This window comes from Priestia sp. HNGD-A6 (assembly GCF_045784335.1).
Classification (GTDB): Bacteria; Bacillota; Bacilli; order Bacillales; family Bacillaceae_H; genus Priestia; species Priestia zanthoxyli.
Genome location: NZ_CP138621.1, coordinates 4,948,031 through 4,966,412, shown reverse-complemented (window position 1 = coordinate 4,966,412; position 18,382 = coordinate 4,948,031). Strand labels below are relative to the sequence as shown.

Below are 18,382 nucleotides of genomic sequence, written 5' to 3'. Positions count from 1 at the left end.
CCTTATCGTGTAACAACGTCGTTAGCAATTTCATTTTTAGTTAATGCATCTTGTAAAATACGTTCTTGTTCTTGTCTGTGAACTGTTGGATCTCCTTCAGCTGGACTTGAGCGTCTTGTGCGGCCGATGTAGTCAACAGTAGCTCCTTCTGGTGCTACTTCACGCAGTCGATCTTCTACATAGTTCCATGCGCCCATGTTTTCAGGCTCTTCTTGTAACCAGACAATCTCTTTTAAATTTTTATAGCGAGCAAAGATTTCAGCAATTACGCGTCTTGGGAACGGATAAATTTGTTCTAGACGAAGAACGTGTAGCCAATCTTTATCATCTTCTGCTTTGTTTAAGCGTTCCGTTAACTCACTGCTGATTTTTCCGCTGCACAGAACGATTCGTTCAACTGCATCTTCTTTTTTGCCTAATCCAGGCTGTTCTACTACTAAGCGGAAAGAGCCTTTTGTAAACTCTTCAAGGTTTGACACACTAAAAGCATTACGAAGCAAACTTTTTGGTGTCATAACTACTAGCGGTCTTACTTCTTCGCGCTGTAAAATGGCAGCTTGTCGTCGAAGTAAGTGGAAATATTGCGCAGCGCTTGTTACGTTTGCGATTGTCCAGTTGTTTTCTCCAGCTAGCTGTAAATAACGTTCTAGACGAGCGCTTGAGTGTTCTGGCCCTTGACCTTCATGGCCATGTGGCAGCAATAAGACCATTCCAGATTTTTGTCCCCACTTAGCACGACCTGCTGCAATAAACTGGTCAATAATAACTTGACCTGCATTGGCAAAATCACCGAATTGTGCTTCCCAAAGAACAAGCGTTTCAGGAGCAAATACATTATAGCCGTATTCAAATCCAAGCACTGAACCTTCAGATAATGGACTGTTACGAATATCAAAGGAAGCGCTTACGTTCTTCATTGCGTGTAGTGGTGAGTAAACATCCCCTGTCTTATGATCATGAAGAACAAGATGTCTATGTGCAAACGTACCACGTTCAGAATCTTGGCCTGTAATACGAATTGGCGTGCCGTCTCTTAAAATCGTAGCAAATGCAAATGCCTCACCCAATGACCAATCCACGCTTTCATTTTCTTCAAACGCTTTGGCACGTTTAGATAAGATGCGATCAAGTTTTGGAAATACGTTAAATCCTTCAGGGTATTTCACTAGCTCTTGATTCACTTCAAACAGCTCTTCTTTTGTAACAGATGTATCAATATCTGAAATTCCTTTGAAGACTGCTTGTGGCATTTCCATAATTCTATGTTGTTTTTCAGCTTTTGGCGGTACTTTCTCATAAGCTGCTTTTAACTTCGCTTGTAACTCTTCATTAATTTGATCTGCTTGACCGCTTTGAATAACGTTTTGTTCTTCGAGCTGCTTTGCATACATAGCACGAACGGTTGGACGTTTTGTCACAATTTCATACATCTTCGGCTGCGTTACAGACGGTTCATCCATTTCATTGTGGCCAAATCGACGGTATCCAATTAAATCAATCAAGAAATCTTTGTTAAAACGTCTGCGATACTCATAAGCAAAATAAGCAGCCGCTAAACAGGCTTCCGGATCATCCGCGTTTACGTGAACAATTGGAATTTCAAACCCTTTTGCTAAGTCACTTGCATATTTTGTTGAACGAGAATCGACGCTTTCTGTTGTAAATCCAATCATGTTGTTAGCAATAATGTGGATTGTTCCACCTGTTTGATAACCAGTCAATTGATTTAAGTTCAGCGTTTCTTGTACAATACCTTCACCAGGGAACGCAGCATCTCCGTGAATTAAAATCGCGAACGATTTTTTTACATCTTGTTTCGGGTATCCATTCACATCACGCTCATCTTGAGCCGCTCTTGTAAACCCTTCCACAACCGGATTAACAAACTCCAAGTGACTAGGGTTACTAGCCAATGTCAAACGAGCTCGAACTGTGTTCTCTGCTTTAATTTGTTTGTCGGCACCCAGGTGATATTTTACGTCTCCCGTCCAGCCGTAGTTGATACCGATTGAACCTTCTGAAGGAACTAATTCCTTGTTAGGCGCATGCTGGAATTCCGCAAAAATCATTTCATACGGCTTGCCTAATACGTGTGCTAATACATTTAAACGTCCACGGTGAGCCATACCGATATTAACCGTTTTTGGGCTTGTTTCCACTGAGCGTGCAATCAGTTCATCTACAAGTGGAATTAGCATATCTACGCCTTCAATAGAAAAGCGTTTTTGTCCGACAAATGTACGGTGTAAAAATTGTTCAAAGCCTTCTACTTCTGTTAAACGCTTTAATACAGAAGTTCTTTTCTCATTTGAAAGAGGTTGGAAAATAGCACCTGACTCGACCATATCAGTCAGCCACTTATTCTCTTCCATGTTATGTACGTGATGGAATTCAAACGCAATGGTTTTTGTGTAGACATCTGTTAAATAGTTAATTGCGTCTAAACCATTTTTGACGTGTGATGGCGCATTCGTACATAAAATATCAACCGGAATTGATTTTAAATCTTCTTGCGTTAAATTGTAATCTTCCAAGTGAAGCAAGACAGGATCTTTCTTCTCGCTTTCAAGAGGCTTAATTGACGCGTATAGATGACCATAAGCACGGATGTTTTCCGCTAGCTTAATAGCCGATGCAATTTTAGATGTGTTAGCTGAAGGTGCAGCCTGTGCGTATTCAGCTTGCTGAACCTGCTCACTTTCGTTTAATGGAGGAGCACCCCAATAATCAAATAATTCTTTTAAGTCTGGATCTACTAGATCTGACTGCTCTTCATATAACTCATACTGTTCTAATACATAGCCATAGTTCGGACCCAAAAATCCTTGCCAAGGCTCCCCTCTATTCGACGTTTCGTTACCCATGATAAAACCCCCAACGAGTTATAATAATTGTCGTACTCAACAATCTTTCCATTTTGAATGTCGATTACCTTATCGTCTGACATCTTTACAACGAGTGATAAATCTCACTGCGTGTGTATCTGATATCTGCTTATATTTTACCACTCTTTTACTCGTCAATCAAAATGAAATCGCTATATTTCTTTAATTTTTTTTACTTTTTTAATAGTCTTACTACTTTTTGAAAGCGTTTTATAAGTAAAGCTGATTAAAGGTCGAATCAGGTGTTAATTAATTGTTATTGACCTAGCTTTTGGCAAAATTAAATTGCTTGAAATATATTTTATGACTATTTAAAAAAAGAAGCAGTGTTTTGCTTCTTTTTTTAAAACTCATCTACGATTTTTTCAACGTCTTTAAAATAACCATCATCTACTTCTGTAAGCTTGCTGCTTTTCGCCGCTTCGAGTAAATGAGTGAACCAAGTTAGTTCTACTTTCAAATGCATAATCGTGCGCATAATGATCGACAGATTTGCAATGGAATGATCCACCTTTTTAACTTGGTACAAATTTTGCATTTTTTCTAAATAAGCTGCCGTTTCCTCAATCTTTTTTTCTAAAGCAGAAGCCACTTTTTTTTGATCCACGTAAGAAGTAAATGAAAGAGCAGCATAAACAGGTCTATGCATATGCTCTTTTTTTAACAGCTGTTCAAAATAAAGGCGTTCAAATTCTTCTCTTCCTGCATCCGTGATAGAATAAACGGTCTTTTCAGGTCTGTTCGTCTCTCGAATCACATCGACTACTTTCACCAACTGATCTTTTTCGAGCGTATCAAAAGCGTAATATAAAGAACCGCTTGCAAGTTTAATATAGTGCTTCATTTGTCTTTCATTAATGGTTTGCTGAATTTCATAAGGGTGCTTATTTCCTTCCATTAATAAGCCCAGTATGACTAATTTAACACTCATAACACCTTTCACCTCTTGATATGCATCTTATTTAGTAAAAAAAGCACGAATAAATTCGTGCCTTTTCTATTTTTGAGCTGCCGGTTCCTTAGCTTCTACCCGCTTTTTAGGGGGAACTTCCACTCGTTCATTTCCCATTAAAAAGACAGTAATAATAGCTACTGCAATTGGAATAAGAGCAAGCATAAATGCATACGTGATCGATGTAGACATAGCATCAACAATCTTATCTAATATTTGAGGCGGAATGCTGTTTCGGGCACTTGATTGAAAAACTGCACTCGGATCTCCTATTTGAGAAAATGCTCCTTGTGATCCATTTCCCATACCTTGAAAATTGCGCTGCAGCTCATTTGTAAATGTATTGCTTTGAATCGTTCCAAAAATCGTAACTCCCAGCGTCATTCCTAAAGAACGAGCAAATGAGTTTGTTGAGTTGGCAGAACCTCTAAACTGTGGATCTAGCTTATGAGTTGACGACGTTGGTAAAAGAGAAAAGCTAAACCCTACGCCAAATCCAGTCAAAATCATAAATACCGTGAGCATCCAACGAGGTGTATCAGGTTCCATTGTTCCTAACAAGAACATTCCTACTGCAAATGAAAAAACGGACATAATCATCAAGTTTCGGAAGCTTGTTTTTGTGAGAAAAATCCCGCCGATCGCACTTCCTGCTACTGAGCCTAACATCATCGGAGTTAAAATTAAACCTGCATTTGTAGCAGAACCTCCGTAGACAGCTTGAACGAAAATAGGAATAAATACCGTTAAAATAATAAACGTTGCTCCGTATAAGAAAGCGAGAATTTGTGATGTTGCAAATAAACGGCGCTTGAACATCCAAAATGAAATAATCGGCTCTTGCGCGCGCTTTTCCACAAAAAAGAAGAGTGACAGCGCCACAGCAAAGATAGCAAAAAGAGATAAAATTTGCGGAGAAGACCACTCATACTCTTTTCCTCCAAGTTCAAGAGCAAACATTAAACTTACTACTGAAATGACAAGAGTGGCTGCACCAGCCCAGTCAATTTTTTGCTTTTTATGACTTTTTGACTCTTTATAAAAGCGCATAATAAAAAATAACGATAAAAGTCCAATTGGCACGTTCACGTAAAACACCCAGTGCCAGCTGATGTATTCCGTAATGTAAGCACCGAGAAGTGGACCAAATACGCTTGCTGAGCCAAAAACGGCACCTAATAATCCCGTCATTTTCCCGCGTTTTTCAGGAGGGAAAATATCAAATACGATGGTAAAAGCAATCGGAAGAAGCGCTCCTCCTCCAATTCCTTGAATCGCTCGGTAAATACTTAGCTGCACAATGCTTTGTGCTAAACCACACAATGCGGATCCAAGTAAGAATACGGTTAACCCAAAAATGAAAAACCGTTTACGGCCGTACATATCAGATAGTTTACCAAATATCGGCATACCTGCCATCACGGCAACCATATAAGCGGACGTAACCCAAACAAACTTATCTAATCCGCCTAGATCAGAAATGATTTTCCCCATAGCCGTCGCTACGATGGTATTATCCATGGCTGACATAAAAATACCGAGCAACAATCCGGCTACGATAAAACGAATATGTTTTTCTGATGAAACCATTTCAGTTCCTCCTTTCGCGTCATCTTTTTGATGAACAGAAATGATAGCTACTTAAATTATTATATTCAAATTTGAGTATTTTACAATCTTAAATGTGCTATTTTTTAGAAATAAACATAACAAAAGCGTAATGGATTCATTACGCTTTTACTGTGAGCTGAGGTTCTAATTCGATCTCTACATTTCCTTGAATGGCTCTTGAAATCATACAGGACGTTTCTGCTTTTTTTATAAGTCGATTGATTTTCTCTTCTTGGGCCGCAAATTCAGGTGTGACAATCACGTGAGGTTTATGAATGATTTTTTCGTACGTAAACACACCATTCGTTACGTCCACGATAGCTTCTGATTCCATCGTTAAAGCCTCCTGATGGATTCCACTTCTTTCTAGCATCGCTGCAAGCGTGATAATGTAGCAGGTGGCTGCTGCTCCTAGCAGCATTTCATCTGGATTTGTCCCGGCTCCTGGCCCGTCCATTTCTGGTGGAATAGAAATGTTTGTTTTTAATTGCCCTGCTTCAATTGTTCCCACTTCATTTCGGCCTCCTGGCCAATTTGCTTGCAAATGAAAGTGATGTTTTGCCATAGTGTATCCTTCTTTCTTCTATATAATGATGTATACTTAGCGTACCTTTTTTGCTCATAAAATAAAAATGTTCTGCTTGTAATAGCAAAAAGACTGCTAAACGTGCAGTCTTTGTTGTTCTCTAACTTAAAGGTACTTTCTTTTCGCTTTCAACGACAGTTTTGATTAATGAAGGCAGCCAGTCCTGCAGGTTCGTAAATGAATATCCCCAAAAGCTAGCTTTTTCATTGCTCATCGTCCAAGAATGATCTACTCCGTACGGAGAACTATTTTCATCCGTTAAACGAGAGGTTGTTCTTGCTGTTTTATCCGCTGCTTGTTCAATATATGAAAATAAATTTTTGAGTGAAATGGTACCATTTGAACAAGCGTTAATCGGCCCTTTTAGCTTCTGTTCTGCACACCAAACTAAAAATTCACCTGCTTCTTCCTGTGAAATGAAGTTCATTTCTGCTTCAATAGCCGGTACACCAATTTCTTCTCCATGCATAATTTTTTCTATGTGAAAACGCAAGCGGTCCGTATAATCATCTTTTCCCATGACAATTGGAAAACGGACAGCTGTTACCGAAAACGGTGCTTTTTGAAAGAATACTGCCTCGGCTTGGCGTTTTCCTTCTTGATAGGAAATATTTTCACGGCGTGTATATGAAATAGGATACTTGTATGGATCAAAATCTTCTTCATAACACGTTTTTTCTAAAGAACCATATACTGAAAGAGTCGAGGTAAGTACATAGTGACTCGTACTATGACGAAAAGCTTCAACAGCAACAGCTGCGCCGTGTGAAGAATAGCATATTTGATCGAAGATAACATCCCATTTTCTTCCTCTTGTTGTTTCGATTACAGAATCTTTTTCTACACGATCAAGAAAAATTCGCTCAACTCGGTCGCCGAAATCATCCGGTGTTTTACCTCGCGTTGCTAACGTAACCTGTACTCCTTTAGAAAGCAATGTCTGAACTAAATTTTTTCCGAAAAAACGCGTTCCACCTAACACAAGTGCTGTTTTCATCTTTTTCTCCACCTTTCATATTTGATATGAATGACCATACCATTATTATCCAACTTTTTCATTCATAAGGCTATGAATCTTTCCGCTTATTTTTTGTACTTCCACCTATTTTTTCGCCACTGCCGTGTTAAGATGTACATATCTAACCAAAAGGAGCGACAGCGATGAATCCTTCTCCACTTCCCCTTAACGAACGTCTTGTTGTTCTTGATATTATTCGGGGCATTGCTTTGCTGGGCATTTTTTTAGTGAATATACCGGCTTTTACTTCTCCGATATTTATTTTTCAGCTGTACAATGTTTCTTATAAGTATGAAGGAATAGATGCTTATATTGATTTATTCTTGCAGCTGTTTGTGCAAGGGAAGTTTTTTACCATCTTTTCTTTTTTGTTTGGACTTGGATGCGGAATTTTTTTGCATAGAGCTGAAGAAAAGCAGTACTTTGCCGCTGCTTTATGGTCAAGAAGAATGGCTGCTTTGCTATTAATCGGGCTTTTTCATCTTGTCTTTTTCTGGTATGGAGACATTTTGCATGTGTATGCTGTTGGCGGTTTTTTATTATTCTTTTTTTACAATCGAAAAGCTAAGACGATTTTGCTATGGGCAATAGGCTTGCTATGCTTTTTTTACCTTTTGGCTTGTATGCAGTTTTTTATTCCAGCACACGTCTTGCAGGAGGCTCAGTGGGAGTATAAAGCTTTACATGAACATGTCTTAACCCAATATTCATCCACCTACAGGCAAGCAGACTATTTATCTTGGCTGATTTATCGTTTGAATGTTGAAGTGGTGCCTATGCTATTAAATCTACCGTTTTCTATCTTTCCCGTATTTTCTATGTTGTTGTTTGGCTTATATACTGCTAAAAAAGGATTGGTACATAATATCGAACAAAATCGTTCTTTTTTCAAGAAAATTCAGTCAATAACAGGCGCAGCAGGTTTCACTTTAACTATTATTCTGGCCATGCTAAAAACAGAGATTTTAAGATACGAACTCTATCAGCAGGCGGCCATTCACCTTTTTACAAGCTTGAGCGGCATTTTTCTATGTTTTTTTTATCTTACCACCTTACTGTTATTCCTGCAATTTTCTCCTTACGCTTCAATGCTGGGTCTTTTTAAGTATAGTGGAACAATGGCATTAACAACTTACCTTAGCCAAACTTTAATTTGCCTGTGGATGGTTCGAGTCTTTGGTTTATACGGAACTCTTACCTTAACGGAAAGCACGGTTATTTGTCTCATCATCTATACACTCCAGCTTTTTCTTAATAAGTGGTGGCTTTATTATTTCTATTACGGTCCGTGTGAATGGTTATGGCGGAGCTTTACATACCGATCTCTCCCGCCTCTCAGGCGGAATAGAAAAGCTTCAGCTTAACAGCAAATCGGCCTTCAAGTTTGAAAGCCGATTTGTCTCCTTTACTGCAAAGGCGGTATAGTTATTCGTTTAATTCCATTTGTCTCAAACTCTCGTATATAATCCATTTCTCGATGAAAAATTTGCATAAAAACTTCATTTTTTATTTCTTTAGTGGGTCCTATTTGCTCTATCACATCTCGTTTAGCCATGCGATAGGCTAGCGCTTCCCAAAACACTTCGTTATCGTATTCTCCAATAATATCTTGAAGAGAATCTTCATGTTCTTCTGTAAACATAACCTCACTGTTTAGCGTGTGAAAAGGTCCTTTTTCAAGGAAAGGCTCTGCGTGTGAAAACATTTGTTTTTCTACATCCGTATATTCCTGTGCATGCTCATCTTCCACTCCAGAACATGCTGTGACCATCCAGTTACCTAAATAAATTAAATCAAGCAGTTGAAAAAAGTGCGTTTCAGATAGTTGAAGTTCAATATCGTTTTTTACAGGAGCTTTTGACATAAGCGCGGATCTCTCCTTTAATTTTGAGGGTAGTTGCTACTAAATAAAATAGCTAAAAGGGTTAATATGCAGGCTAGCAGGAAAACTGAAGAAATGGCTTCACCTCTTTTCTGTAGTGTAAAAATAGAGGTACTGACATCCAAAGAAGTGAATACGAAGGGTGTAAACTTATCATAATCGAAATAAAGACAAGATACAAGACTTTTTTACTAAATTTTCTGACTATTTTCGTCATAAATACCTATTTTTTGTTTATACTAGAAAGATTCGAACATTGCGTGCGGTGCTGCCCAAAATAAAAAAGCGCTGAATCAGGCGCTTTAACGGTGTAAAAAAATAGATAAACCAATAAAAAAAGCAGCTAAAATAAAATCAAAAATCCATTGCCACTTCTCACGTTTTAACAATACGTGCTCTACCCCTGATAACAGCGAACTTATACTAACCAAAACAAAAATAAAGCTTAATTGGTTAAACGAAAATTTAGTGACAAAATTTGATACAAGTATGACTGCTACGGTGATGAACAGTGCCATTTGACTTATAAGTACCCATTTAATTCTCTGTTTATATCCGTCTTTTAAAGCTTGTAATAAATCGTTGCTGATCACTCTCGCTAAACCCCTTTTGTATTCCTATCGTCAAAAGTAAGAACGCAGCAAAAAACGCTTATCTGCATCTTAACTACTTAGCAAAACTAGCTATTAAATCGAAACATAAATATCAACTTGACTGCACTCAGGATCAATACAGCGTTCATCATATAATTCAAAGTCTATTTTATAGGCACGATGATTTTTTTTAGCCCACTCGCGAATATAAGCCCAAGCCTCTACTACTACCTGTCTAGCTGGCCCAACAGCTGTTGTAAACACCATATATTCACCTTCTGGGATGATGAACTCTCTCATATCATCTTTGAGTTCGCCGCCAGGTAAAACTTCATATCCTAGAGCAAATGTAAAATCCATTTTTTGATTATATTCAAATTCTGTATAAAGAGCAAATGTATTACCATTTACTTTATTGGCGATTTTATTAGCTAACTGTTGTTTATAAAAAGTCTGCCAGTGCTCAGGAATAAGACCTGTGCCCGTTTCTTCCACAGGTTCATCTGTTCGAATAGGCACTCCTACAACAGTAAATTCATTTACCTTGACTACTTTTTGACTTACGACTAAGTCAGTCAACATATTGAGCCCCCTTAATTCTTCTTTTTCTGTAGTTACAATGAGGGAAATACTTCTTAATATGCATTTTATTTGTATTCAAAGAAAACGTCAACCTTTTATGCAAATCCCTTAACGAAGGGGCTGAAGATCATTCTTCTAAACTATAAAAAAAACGATTCTATTTTCTTTGTACACATCATACGTATAAGATACCCCTAATTTACAATAGAGTGAGGTAAAAAAATGAAGATCATTGAACTTGCCGAATTCATTAAAACAAGTAAAAAAACAACTAAACTTGCTCTCTCCTCTTCTACAGTACAGTATACATTAGAAACAGATGATTTGAAAATTGAATTAAAAACAGGCGGCACGAATAAGCGAATCGTGTTTTTTCGCATCTTCTTAAAAGGAACATACAAGGATTGGATTTGTTATCACCGGAACGAACATCATATTTACGAATTGTATCAAAATATTCCCTTATCTCCTAGAATGCAAAAGCAGCTTTTGTATGCTATTGCATCATAAAAGAGCTGGCTTAGTTAGCCAGCTCTTTTTCAATACATTAGACGAAGCTCAAGCCAATTAGGTTTTAAATTACTTATTTTTTATCAAAAAAACACCGGAAGCTTTGGGTTCAGTCCCTTGCTCCGGTGCTTTTCTTATTTATGCTGTAGCTTTGTAAACGAATGTTTGTGCGGCTTTGCATGTAACTTTCCCTTTGTCCATTGAATCCCTCTGTATAAATAGTACGAGCACCAAAAAACTGCTGGGACGATAAGTACATATGCGACGATACTATTTGTAAAGAAAGAAGAATCTATGGAACGAAGCAATCGATAGGTCTCATTTAATATACATATATGCACGACATAAATGCCAACTGAATTTTTCCCAACCTTTGAAAAAAACGAGTTTTTGCCAAGACTTGGACTGCTTAATACGAATAAAAACAATGATGCCGATAAAAAAATCGTAGAAATAAAATAGTCTCCGGGCTTGCTGTGCTGGATATTAACCAACCAGTAGCGCTCCACGATCTCTAACGCTGAAAACACAAAAAAGCTGGCTAAATAAATCATGGGCCTTACGTTTAATACTGACAGAATTTGCTTACCATAAAGGGCAAACATAGCTCCTAATACTGTATAGAACAAACCAAAGAACAGGGCATCTCTCGTTTGAAAAGAAAGTGGAAAAAATAAAGAATAAGACTGTCCAAATAAACCAGTTACATATAATACGGTGCTGATAAGCATTAATAAGCCGGTTTTTTTCCATCTTTGAAATAAGAAAACGATGACAACAGCCCAAATTAACGCAATTAAGTACCAAAGCTGAAATCCGCTTGTGTCACTTCCATAATAAAAGATATCTTTGAATGTGATGGATGATGTTAAATAATCAGATACTGCATCTTTTCGCTCTGCTAATGTTCCGTGGTTTTGAAATAAGCGCAGAACTACACCAAACAATAAATAAAAGATGAACCAACATGCATAAAGCTTTGAAATATTCCACGTGTATTTTTTTAAGTATGCAGAAGGTTTTGGATGTTTTTGAATTTTATTCGTAAACAAATACCCTGATACAATAAAGAAAAAAGGAACCGCGAATCGTGCAAATGTGTCAACAATGACATCTAGCACATTTTCCTGGTTCCCTAAAAAGAAATCGTCATGTGATGGATTAACATGAATACAAACCACAAACACTGTAGCAAAAAACTTAATAAAATCAATTGAATAATTACGTTCCATCTTGTTGTCAGCTCCTTAAAATAAACTCGAGCTCTATTTTAGCATAATTATCCAAATAGAAAAGATATTTTGGTAAAATTAACCTTATAGTCATGGAAAAAATTTCTTAACTTCCAATATTCTAGTCTTGTTTACTTGTATGATGTCTTTCAATATTCCAAATAAATGATTCTAAAGAACTACAAAACAAAAAACAGATTATCGGTAACCTGTTTTTTAAATTAACATTTTCCATGCAAACTTATTATCTTGTTTAATATCGATTTCTTTTTCATGCAAAGCCTGCACATGCTGTTTAATTTGTTTGAGAAACAGCATTACTTCTCCGCTTGATACGGCAGCTGAGTTGAGAGATAACGAATGTTTTTTAGCAATTTTTAATTCCTCTGTTTCCACTGAAATACTCACGTGGCGAAATAAGTGCCAAGGGTAATAAACTGTTTTAAAGGATTTTGAGAAATAAATTCCTTTAGAACAAACGGTAATGCCCTCGGTTTTTTGAAGAGGATATGTATTTAAATGAGCTACAATTTTTTCTTTTGCAGGTAAATAGAGCCTGTTTCGCATCTCTTTTTCAACTTCTTCACATAGTTGTCCTGCTACCGACAACACATCTTTTGGATCAGGTGTTTGATGAATTTGAAAAGATGAACAAATAGAAGTTAATTCTTTTGAGGATACACATGGATATATATAGTCTTGACACATATATTCATGTGTATGAGTGCGAATAAATTTTTTGATTTTTTTTAATAGAGATACTAGCTTTCTAGCTGAGTAATCGTTTTGATTGACTTGAAATTTCTCCACGTCATTAAAACAAATCATTTCTTCTTTTCGAATGGTAATGGATTGAATGTTAGCGAAATCTTCCCATAACATTTTTCCTTTTTTCATCCCTCTGCTTTTCCAGTAAATCCCCTTATTTGTAAAGCAAATTCCCCTTTTATCTAGGCCCGCTATAAAAGAGCTGTGTAAATACGCAATTATTTTTTCTTGGGGCTGAAACTGAAAGTATTTGCTAGCCATTTTTTTGTAGAAACTAGGTATTTGCATTACATAAAATTGACTTTCTCTATAGATTAAGCATAAGTCAGTCAAATAATTAGTTTTCAGCGTCGCCACGCTCTCACTTCCTTTTTGAGTGTAAATAACCGTACCCATTTTTTTCTATTACTTTATAAACGTTTTTTGATGAAAAAAGTTTCAACTTTTTTTGTTTTTTATGAAAAAGCTTTAAATGGAAGCATTCCTTTCATCTAGGAGGTTATCTAATTACTCACTTATTCAATAATCTTATTTTAAACGTTCCCTACTTAATTAAGAAACTAAACCAGATAATAGCAATGCTTACCTGCTTTATCCAAATCATCCCCTGTGAACAAAAATAAACCGCAGCGTTAAAACGCGATGCGGTTTATTTTTTAAGCTAAATAAGCTTCTTTTATTTTTTCATTGTGAATTAATTCCGGTCCTTTTCCTTGCAAAATAATTTCTCCCGTTTGAATCACGTAGCCTCGGTGCGCGATTTGCAGTGCTTGATAAGCGTTTTGTTCAACGAGCAAAATGGTCATTCCGCTTTTATTTAATTCCATAATGATTTCAAATATTTGTTCTACAATGATGGGAGCAAGCCCCATAGAAGGTTCATCTAGCATAAGCATAGAAGGGTTCATCATAAGCGCTCGCCCGATAGCTAGCATTTGCTGTTCACCGCCGCTCATCGTTCCTCCTTTTTGAGTCAGCCTTTCTTTTAATCTCGGAAAATATGTGAGTACTCTAGCCATATTTTCTTCTATTATTTTTTTATTAGAAAGTGAGAAGGCTCCAATCGTTAAATTTTCTTTTACCGTCATCTTAGGGAAAATTTTTCTTCCTTCTGGTACGTGAGCTATTCCTAGCCGGGCCGTTTGGTGAGGAGGGAATTTCGTGATGTGGGTGCCTTTATACACGATACTACCTGCTTTGACAGGAGCTTGACCGCTAATGGACTTTAATGTGGTAGATTTACCGGCTCCATTGCTTCCAATAAGAGTCACAATTTCTCCTTCTTCTACATCAATCGATATTCCTTTAAGCGCTTGAATTCCTCCGTAAAAGGTGTCAACTTCAGTTAACTTTAGTAGAGTCATGTGCTTTTCTCCTTCCTTTCTATCTCCTCTGCCGCTCCTTTTCCTAAATAGGCTTCGATCACTTTCGGGTGCGTACGGATATGTTCAGCATTTCCTTCTGCAATTTTTATTCCATGATCTAATACAATAATATGATCAGAAATTCCCATGACGAGCTTCATGTCATGCTCAATTAATAAAATGGTTATTTCCCGGTCTCTTCGTATCGTGTGAATAAGATCCGTCAGCTCTTTTGTTTCACGCGGATTCATACCAGCAGCCGGTTCGTCTAATAATAACAGTGAGGGTCTAGTAGCTAACGCTCTCGCAATTTCGAGTCGGCGCTGCGCTCCATATGATAAGTTAGTGGCTACTTCGTTATATAAAGCTTCTAGCCCAACGTATTCCAACAGCTTATACGCTTCTTTTTTAGCTGCTTTTTCCGCTCTTCTTGCTCGAGGTAAATTCAACAGCGTTTCAAAAGTAGTTGCTTTCAAATGGTTGTGCATCCCAACTAACACATTTTCTAAAACCGTTATATTACTAAACAACCTGATGTTTTGAAATGTCCGAGAAATCCCTTGTTTTGATACGCTGTGAGGTTTTAGCCCTGTTATGGATTGACCATTTAACATAATATCACCTGAGGTTGGCTGATAAACACCTGTCACCATATTAAAAAACGTGGTCTTTCCAGCGCCGTTTGGTCCTATTACAGCTGTTATTGAATTTTTTTGAATATCCATTGTTACGTCTTGATTGGCAACTAAACCGCCAAAGGTCTTGGTTACATTTTTCACTTCTAAAATAGACAATTTCTTTCACCTCTATAGATTGACGTTTTTCTTAGCCGTTGAAATCACAGGCTGTATTTCTTCTTCAGCTTCTTCTTTCAGCTCTTTCAAATCGAACGTAGGCTGTTTAGCAGGAAGCAATCCCTGAGACCTGTATAGAGCAAATAAAATAAGAAGTCCGCCAAAGATAAATCGCTGCATTTTAGCTGGCGAAAGTGCATCCGGTATAGAGATAACTCCGTTTAAGCTCAGCTGATTAAACCAATCCGTGAGCTCCGTTAATACTTGAAGATTAAGAATGGTTACAACCGCTGCTCCAAGTATGACGCCCGGAACGCTCCCCATTCCTCCTAAAATAACCATCACTAAAATCGTAATAGATTCTAACAGCGTAAAGCTGGTTGGATCGACAAACGTTTGCTTCGCGGCAAAAACAACTCCCATCATGCCTGAAAATGATGCACCAATAGCAAACGCAAGCAGCTTTGTTCTAACAAGGTGAATTCCCATCGCTTGAGCGGCAATTTCATTTTCACGAACCGCTTTCCACGATCGTCCTACTTTAGAATATTCAAATCGCCGTACAATAAAAATAACCGCAGCTAAGATGACTAATACTACATAATAGAACTGACTTGGATATACTAAATTAATCCCAAAAATAGAAGGCGGCGTCACGGAGGACAGCCCCATTGCCCCGTTTGTAATATTGATCGGTTTATCCAAATTGTTAAACACAATTCGAATAATTTCCCCGAATCCAAGCGTAACGATAGCTAGATAGTCTCCTTTTACGCGCAGCACAGGTATACCAAGCAAAACTCCAAATAAAGCGGCTATTAGGCACCCTGCAATGATAAAAAACCAAAAGCTTTCTCCTGATAATGGGTACGTACCAAAAGGCATAAAATTAGCAGCTTGATTAGTCGCGAAAATTCCATACGTGTAAGCCCCAACTGCAAAGAAAGCAACAAATCCCAAATCCAATAATCCGGCCAATCCGACTACAATGTTCAACCCAAGTGCCATAGCAACATAAATGCCTACTAGCGTAGATACTTCCATATATGATTCATAAGCAGGGCCTTGGCTAGCTGAAAAAGGAAGCAACACAATTAAAATGACCCCTGCTATTAGCCATTTTAATTTAGTAGAAAGAGACATAAAGTACAGAAGTAATAATGAAAATAAAAGAAGTAAAAATGCGACGACGGACTTTTGGGCAAGCATTAAACTACCGCTTGTTGCAATTACATATATAAAAAATAAAATGATTTGCGCCTTTTTGTTTCCTTCAAGCCTACTCATTAATTTTTTCATCGTCATCACCTACACTTTTTCTGTAACGGCTTTTCCAAATAAGCCTTCTGGTTTAAAAATTAACACCAAAATCAAAATAGCAAATGCAAATACATCTTTATACTCTGCTCCTAAAACATTGCCGGTAATTGTTGATAAATTCGCAGCTGCAAACATTTCAAGAATGCCAAGCATTAGCCCTCCAAACATTGCGCCTCGTATATTGCCTATTCCTCCTAAAACTGCTGCTGTAAAAGCCTTTAATCCTAATATGAAACCAATGTAAGGGTCAATTGTTCCGTAATGAAGCGCAAATAACACGCCGGTTGCTCCCCCTAAAGCTGAACCAATAAAAAAAGTAAGAGAAATAACTTTGTTTACATTAATGGACATGAGTGAAGCCGTATCGGGATCTTGAGCTACGGCTCTCATTGCCATTCCCCATTTGGTTCGATTGACGAAAATTTCGAGTCCGATCATTAAGCAAAGAGCAACAATTAACACTACGATAAACGTTACTTTAAATGTAGCATCATCAAATGATGATGAAAGAGAAGAAGCGTTAACCGATACTTTTCCTGAAAATAAAGCAGGGGTATTAACAATATAATTACCATTCTTAAGTTCCGTAATGAAGCGCACAAAATCCTGTAATAGAAACGACATTCCGATAGCTGTAATAAGTGTAATCAGTTTAGAAGACTTGCGCAGGGGGCGATAAGCCACTCTTTCAATTCCCATACCAAGAAACCCAGTCGCAACACTCGTAATAAGAAGAACTAAAATTAACGTCACAACAGCTGGAAAAGCTGCAATCCAACCTACGCCTGTTAATCCTATTAAAATAGCGGTTCCGATAAAGGCCCCTGACATAAAAATTTCGCCGTGTGCAAAATTGATGAGTTCTAAAATGCCATATACCATCGTATAACCTAGGGCAATAATTGCATATACAGCTCCTAATGTTAGTCCGTCGATTAACACTTGCGGCAGCGTTTGTATAATATGAGCAAACATATAACCTCGTCCCTTTCGTCCTATAAAATCAATTTTAAGAAAAGAAAGGTACGGAACATCCATACCTTTCTTTTCTAAGGTTTACTGTGAAATTTCCCCTTCTAATTTAGCTGGATATGAAGGAGCGTCAAACTTATAGATAAAGATTTTAGCGTATTTATTGTCTCCTTTCTCATCAAATCCTACCTGCGTAAGTTCTCCTTTGTATTCTTTAATACCTCGTACAGCATCACGCACTGCTTCATGAGAAGGAAGCTTTTTATCATTGTCTTCAATTGCTTTTTGAATACCTTGAAGCATAACCTTCATGGAATCATACCCGTATACAGAATATGACTCTACTTTTTTATTGAATTTCTTCTCATAATCTTTAGCAAATTGTGTTTTGGAAGCATCTCCTGCTACTGACGTAAGGTACGTATCTTTTACAGCATCTCCAGCAATATCAACTAAAGTTGAGGAGTCTAAGCCATCTCCTCCCATAAATTTAGCGGTAATTCCTTTGTCACGAGCTTGCTTAATTAAGAGTCCGCCTTCTGCGTAGAGCCCTCCAAAATAAACGAGATCTGGCTTTTCTTTAGAGACTTGATTTAACACACCGTTAAAATCTTTTTCTCCAACTGTAATTCCTTCAAATCCAACAATTTTTGCCCCTTCTTTTTCAGCCGCTGTTTTAAAAGCGTCTGCAAGCCCTTGTCCGTAGGCTGTTTTATCTTGAATGACAAAAATATTTTTTGCTTTCAACTCTTTAACAGCATATTTCGCTCCTGCAGGCCCTTGGAAGTCATCACGGGCTACAATGCGGTTAACTGTTTTTAACTTTCGGTCTGTTACATCCGTTGCTGTACTTGCAGGAGAAATCATTGGAATTGAGTATTTCTCATACGTTTCAGATGAAGGAATGGTAACTCCTGAATTTAAATGTCCTATTACGCCATAGACAGCTTTGTCTGATCCGATTAACTGAGCGTTTGCTACGCCTTTTTTAGGATCGCCTTGGTCGTCATACGGCACAAGCTGAAGTTTATATCCTAATTTTTTAAACGTGTCTTTTTCTTCATCAAGAGCTAGCTGAGCTCCCAGTTTGATCGCTTCACCTAACGTTGCACTACCTCCTGACAAAGGGCTTTGCGTAGCAATTTTAATAACATTGCTGCCTTTATCTTCTCCTGATGTACTGTTGCTGCCACAGCCAGCTACAAATCCTACTGATAAGACCGTTGTTGCTAAAATAGATAACATTTTTTTACTTAGCATGTAGTAATCGTTATAAAACGCGTAATAGCGGCTAGTCTTTTATAACGATTTTC

General features: G+C 37.6%; 17 protein-coding genes. 2 read left to right on the top strand and 15 right to left on the bottom strand.

Translation table 11 applies throughout. From position 1 onward, the window contains the following. Positions 1–2: 2 nt before the first annotated feature. The 5 genes from sucA to SCI76_RS25800 form a co-directional block, all read right to left on the bottom strand. Positions 3–2,864: a 2-oxoglutarate dehydrogenase E1 component gene (sucA, locus tag SCI76_RS25820; RefSeq protein ID WP_033579402.1), complete on the bottom strand. Its 2,862-nt coding sequence runs from the start codon at positions 2,862–2,864 to the stop codon at positions 3–5. A gap of 364 nt (positions 2,865–3,228) precedes the next feature. Further along, entirely contained in the window at positions 3,229–3,816 is a 588-nt protein-coding gene (locus SCI76_RS25815) for a PadR family transcriptional regulator (protein WP_028412866.1), read from the bottom strand. A 66-nt stretch (positions 3,817–3,882) separates the two neighbouring features. Then, positions 3,883–5,427 (bottom strand): MDR family MFS transporter, encoded by a 1,545-nt coding sequence (locus SCI76_RS25810; protein WP_028412865.1) that lies wholly within the window; start codon positions 5,425–5,427, stop codon positions 3,883–3,885. 139 nt (positions 5,428–5,566) lie between these two features. After that, positions 5,567–6,013, bottom strand: a complete 447-nt coding sequence (locus tag SCI76_RS25805) for an OsmC family protein (RefSeq protein WP_060746886.1) — start codon at positions 6,011–6,013, stop codon at positions 5,567–5,569. A 121-nt stretch (positions 6,014–6,134) separates the two neighbouring features. Beyond that, a complete protein-coding gene (locus SCI76_RS25800) occupies positions 6,135–7,031 on the bottom strand; it encodes an NAD-dependent epimerase/dehydratase family protein (RefSeq protein ID WP_028412863.1) in 897 nt (298 codons plus the stop codon). A 164-nt stretch (positions 7,032–7,195) separates the two neighbouring features. Between SCI76_RS25800 and SCI76_RS25795 the strand changes: the two genes are divergently transcribed. Next, positions 7,196–8,416, top strand: coding sequence for a DUF418 domain-containing protein (locus SCI76_RS25795; protein WP_407544723.1), 1,221 nt, complete (start codon positions 7,196–7,198; stop codon positions 8,414–8,416). Positions 8,417–8,457: 41 nt separating this feature from the next. Here SCI76_RS25795 and SCI76_RS25790 read toward each other — a convergent pair whose 3' ends face one another. From SCI76_RS25790 to SCI76_RS25780, 3 genes are all read right to left on the bottom strand, one after another. Next, a complete protein-coding gene (locus SCI76_RS25790; protein WP_033579407.1) occupies positions 8,458–8,916 on the bottom strand; it encodes a hypothetical protein in 459 nt (152 codons plus the stop codon). Positions 8,917–9,236: 320 nt separating this feature from the next. Further along, a complete protein-coding gene (locus tag SCI76_RS25785; RefSeq protein ID WP_013057601.1) occupies positions 9,237–9,527 on the bottom strand; it encodes a hypothetical protein in 291 nt (96 codons plus the stop codon). A gap of 93 nt (positions 9,528–9,620) precedes the next feature. Next, the gene (locus SCI76_RS25780) at positions 9,621–10,109 is read right to left on the bottom strand and encodes a GyrI-like domain-containing protein (RefSeq protein ID WP_033579408.1); all 489 of its coding nucleotides are present in this window, start codon (positions 10,107–10,109) and stop codon (positions 9,621–9,623) included. Positions 10,110–10,331: 222 nt separating this feature from the next. Here SCI76_RS25780 and SCI76_RS25775 point away from each other — a divergent pair, with 222 nt between their 5' ends. Next, positions 10,332–10,619, top strand: coding sequence for a hypothetical protein (locus SCI76_RS25775; RefSeq protein ID WP_048019048.1), 288 nt, complete (start codon positions 10,332–10,334; stop codon positions 10,617–10,619). Between the two features lie 134 nt (positions 10,620–10,753). On the opposite strand, the gene SCI76_RS25770 is transcribed toward SCI76_RS25775, so the two are convergent. From SCI76_RS25770 to SCI76_RS25740, 7 genes are all read right to left on the bottom strand, one after another. Next, positions 10,754–11,851, bottom strand: coding sequence for an acyltransferase (locus SCI76_RS25770; protein WP_407544721.1), 1,098 nt, complete (start codon positions 11,849–11,851; stop codon positions 10,754–10,756). A 216-nt stretch (positions 11,852–12,067) separates the two neighbouring features. After that, a complete protein-coding gene (locus SCI76_RS25765; RefSeq protein WP_240962094.1) occupies positions 12,068–12,748 on the bottom strand; it encodes a hypothetical protein in 681 nt (226 codons plus the stop codon). Between the two features lie 527 nt (positions 12,749–13,275). Next, on the bottom strand, positions 13,276–13,983 hold the full coding sequence (locus SCI76_RS25760) for an ABC transporter ATP-binding protein (protein WP_048019043.1): 708 nt from the start codon (positions 13,981–13,983) through the stop codon (positions 13,276–13,278). Then, positions 13,980–14,777, bottom strand: a complete 798-nt coding sequence (locus SCI76_RS25755) for an ABC transporter ATP-binding protein (RefSeq protein WP_048019042.1) — start codon at positions 14,775–14,777, stop codon at positions 13,980–13,982. The genes SCI76_RS25760 and SCI76_RS25755 overlap by 4 nt, the downstream gene beginning before the upstream one ends. Positions 14,778–14,789: 12 nt before the next feature. Next, positions 14,790–16,076: a branched-chain amino acid ABC transporter permease gene (locus SCI76_RS25750; RefSeq protein ID WP_033579415.1), complete on the bottom strand. Its 1,287-nt coding sequence runs from the start codon at positions 16,074–16,076 to the stop codon at positions 14,790–14,792. A 9-nt stretch (positions 16,077–16,085) separates the two neighbouring features. After that, on the bottom strand, positions 16,086–17,072 hold the full coding sequence (locus SCI76_RS25745) for a branched-chain amino acid ABC transporter permease (RefSeq protein WP_033579574.1): 987 nt from the start codon (positions 17,070–17,072) through the stop codon (positions 16,086–16,088). An 81-nt stretch (positions 17,073–17,153) separates the two neighbouring features. After that, positions 17,154–18,329 carry a branched-chain amino acid ABC transporter substrate-binding protein gene (locus SCI76_RS25740; protein ID WP_033579416.1) on the bottom strand — a complete coding sequence of 392 codons (1,176 nt, stop codon included), beginning with the start codon at positions 18,327–18,329 and terminating at the stop codon, positions 17,154–17,156. Positions 18,330–18,382: the final 53 nt, after the last annotated feature.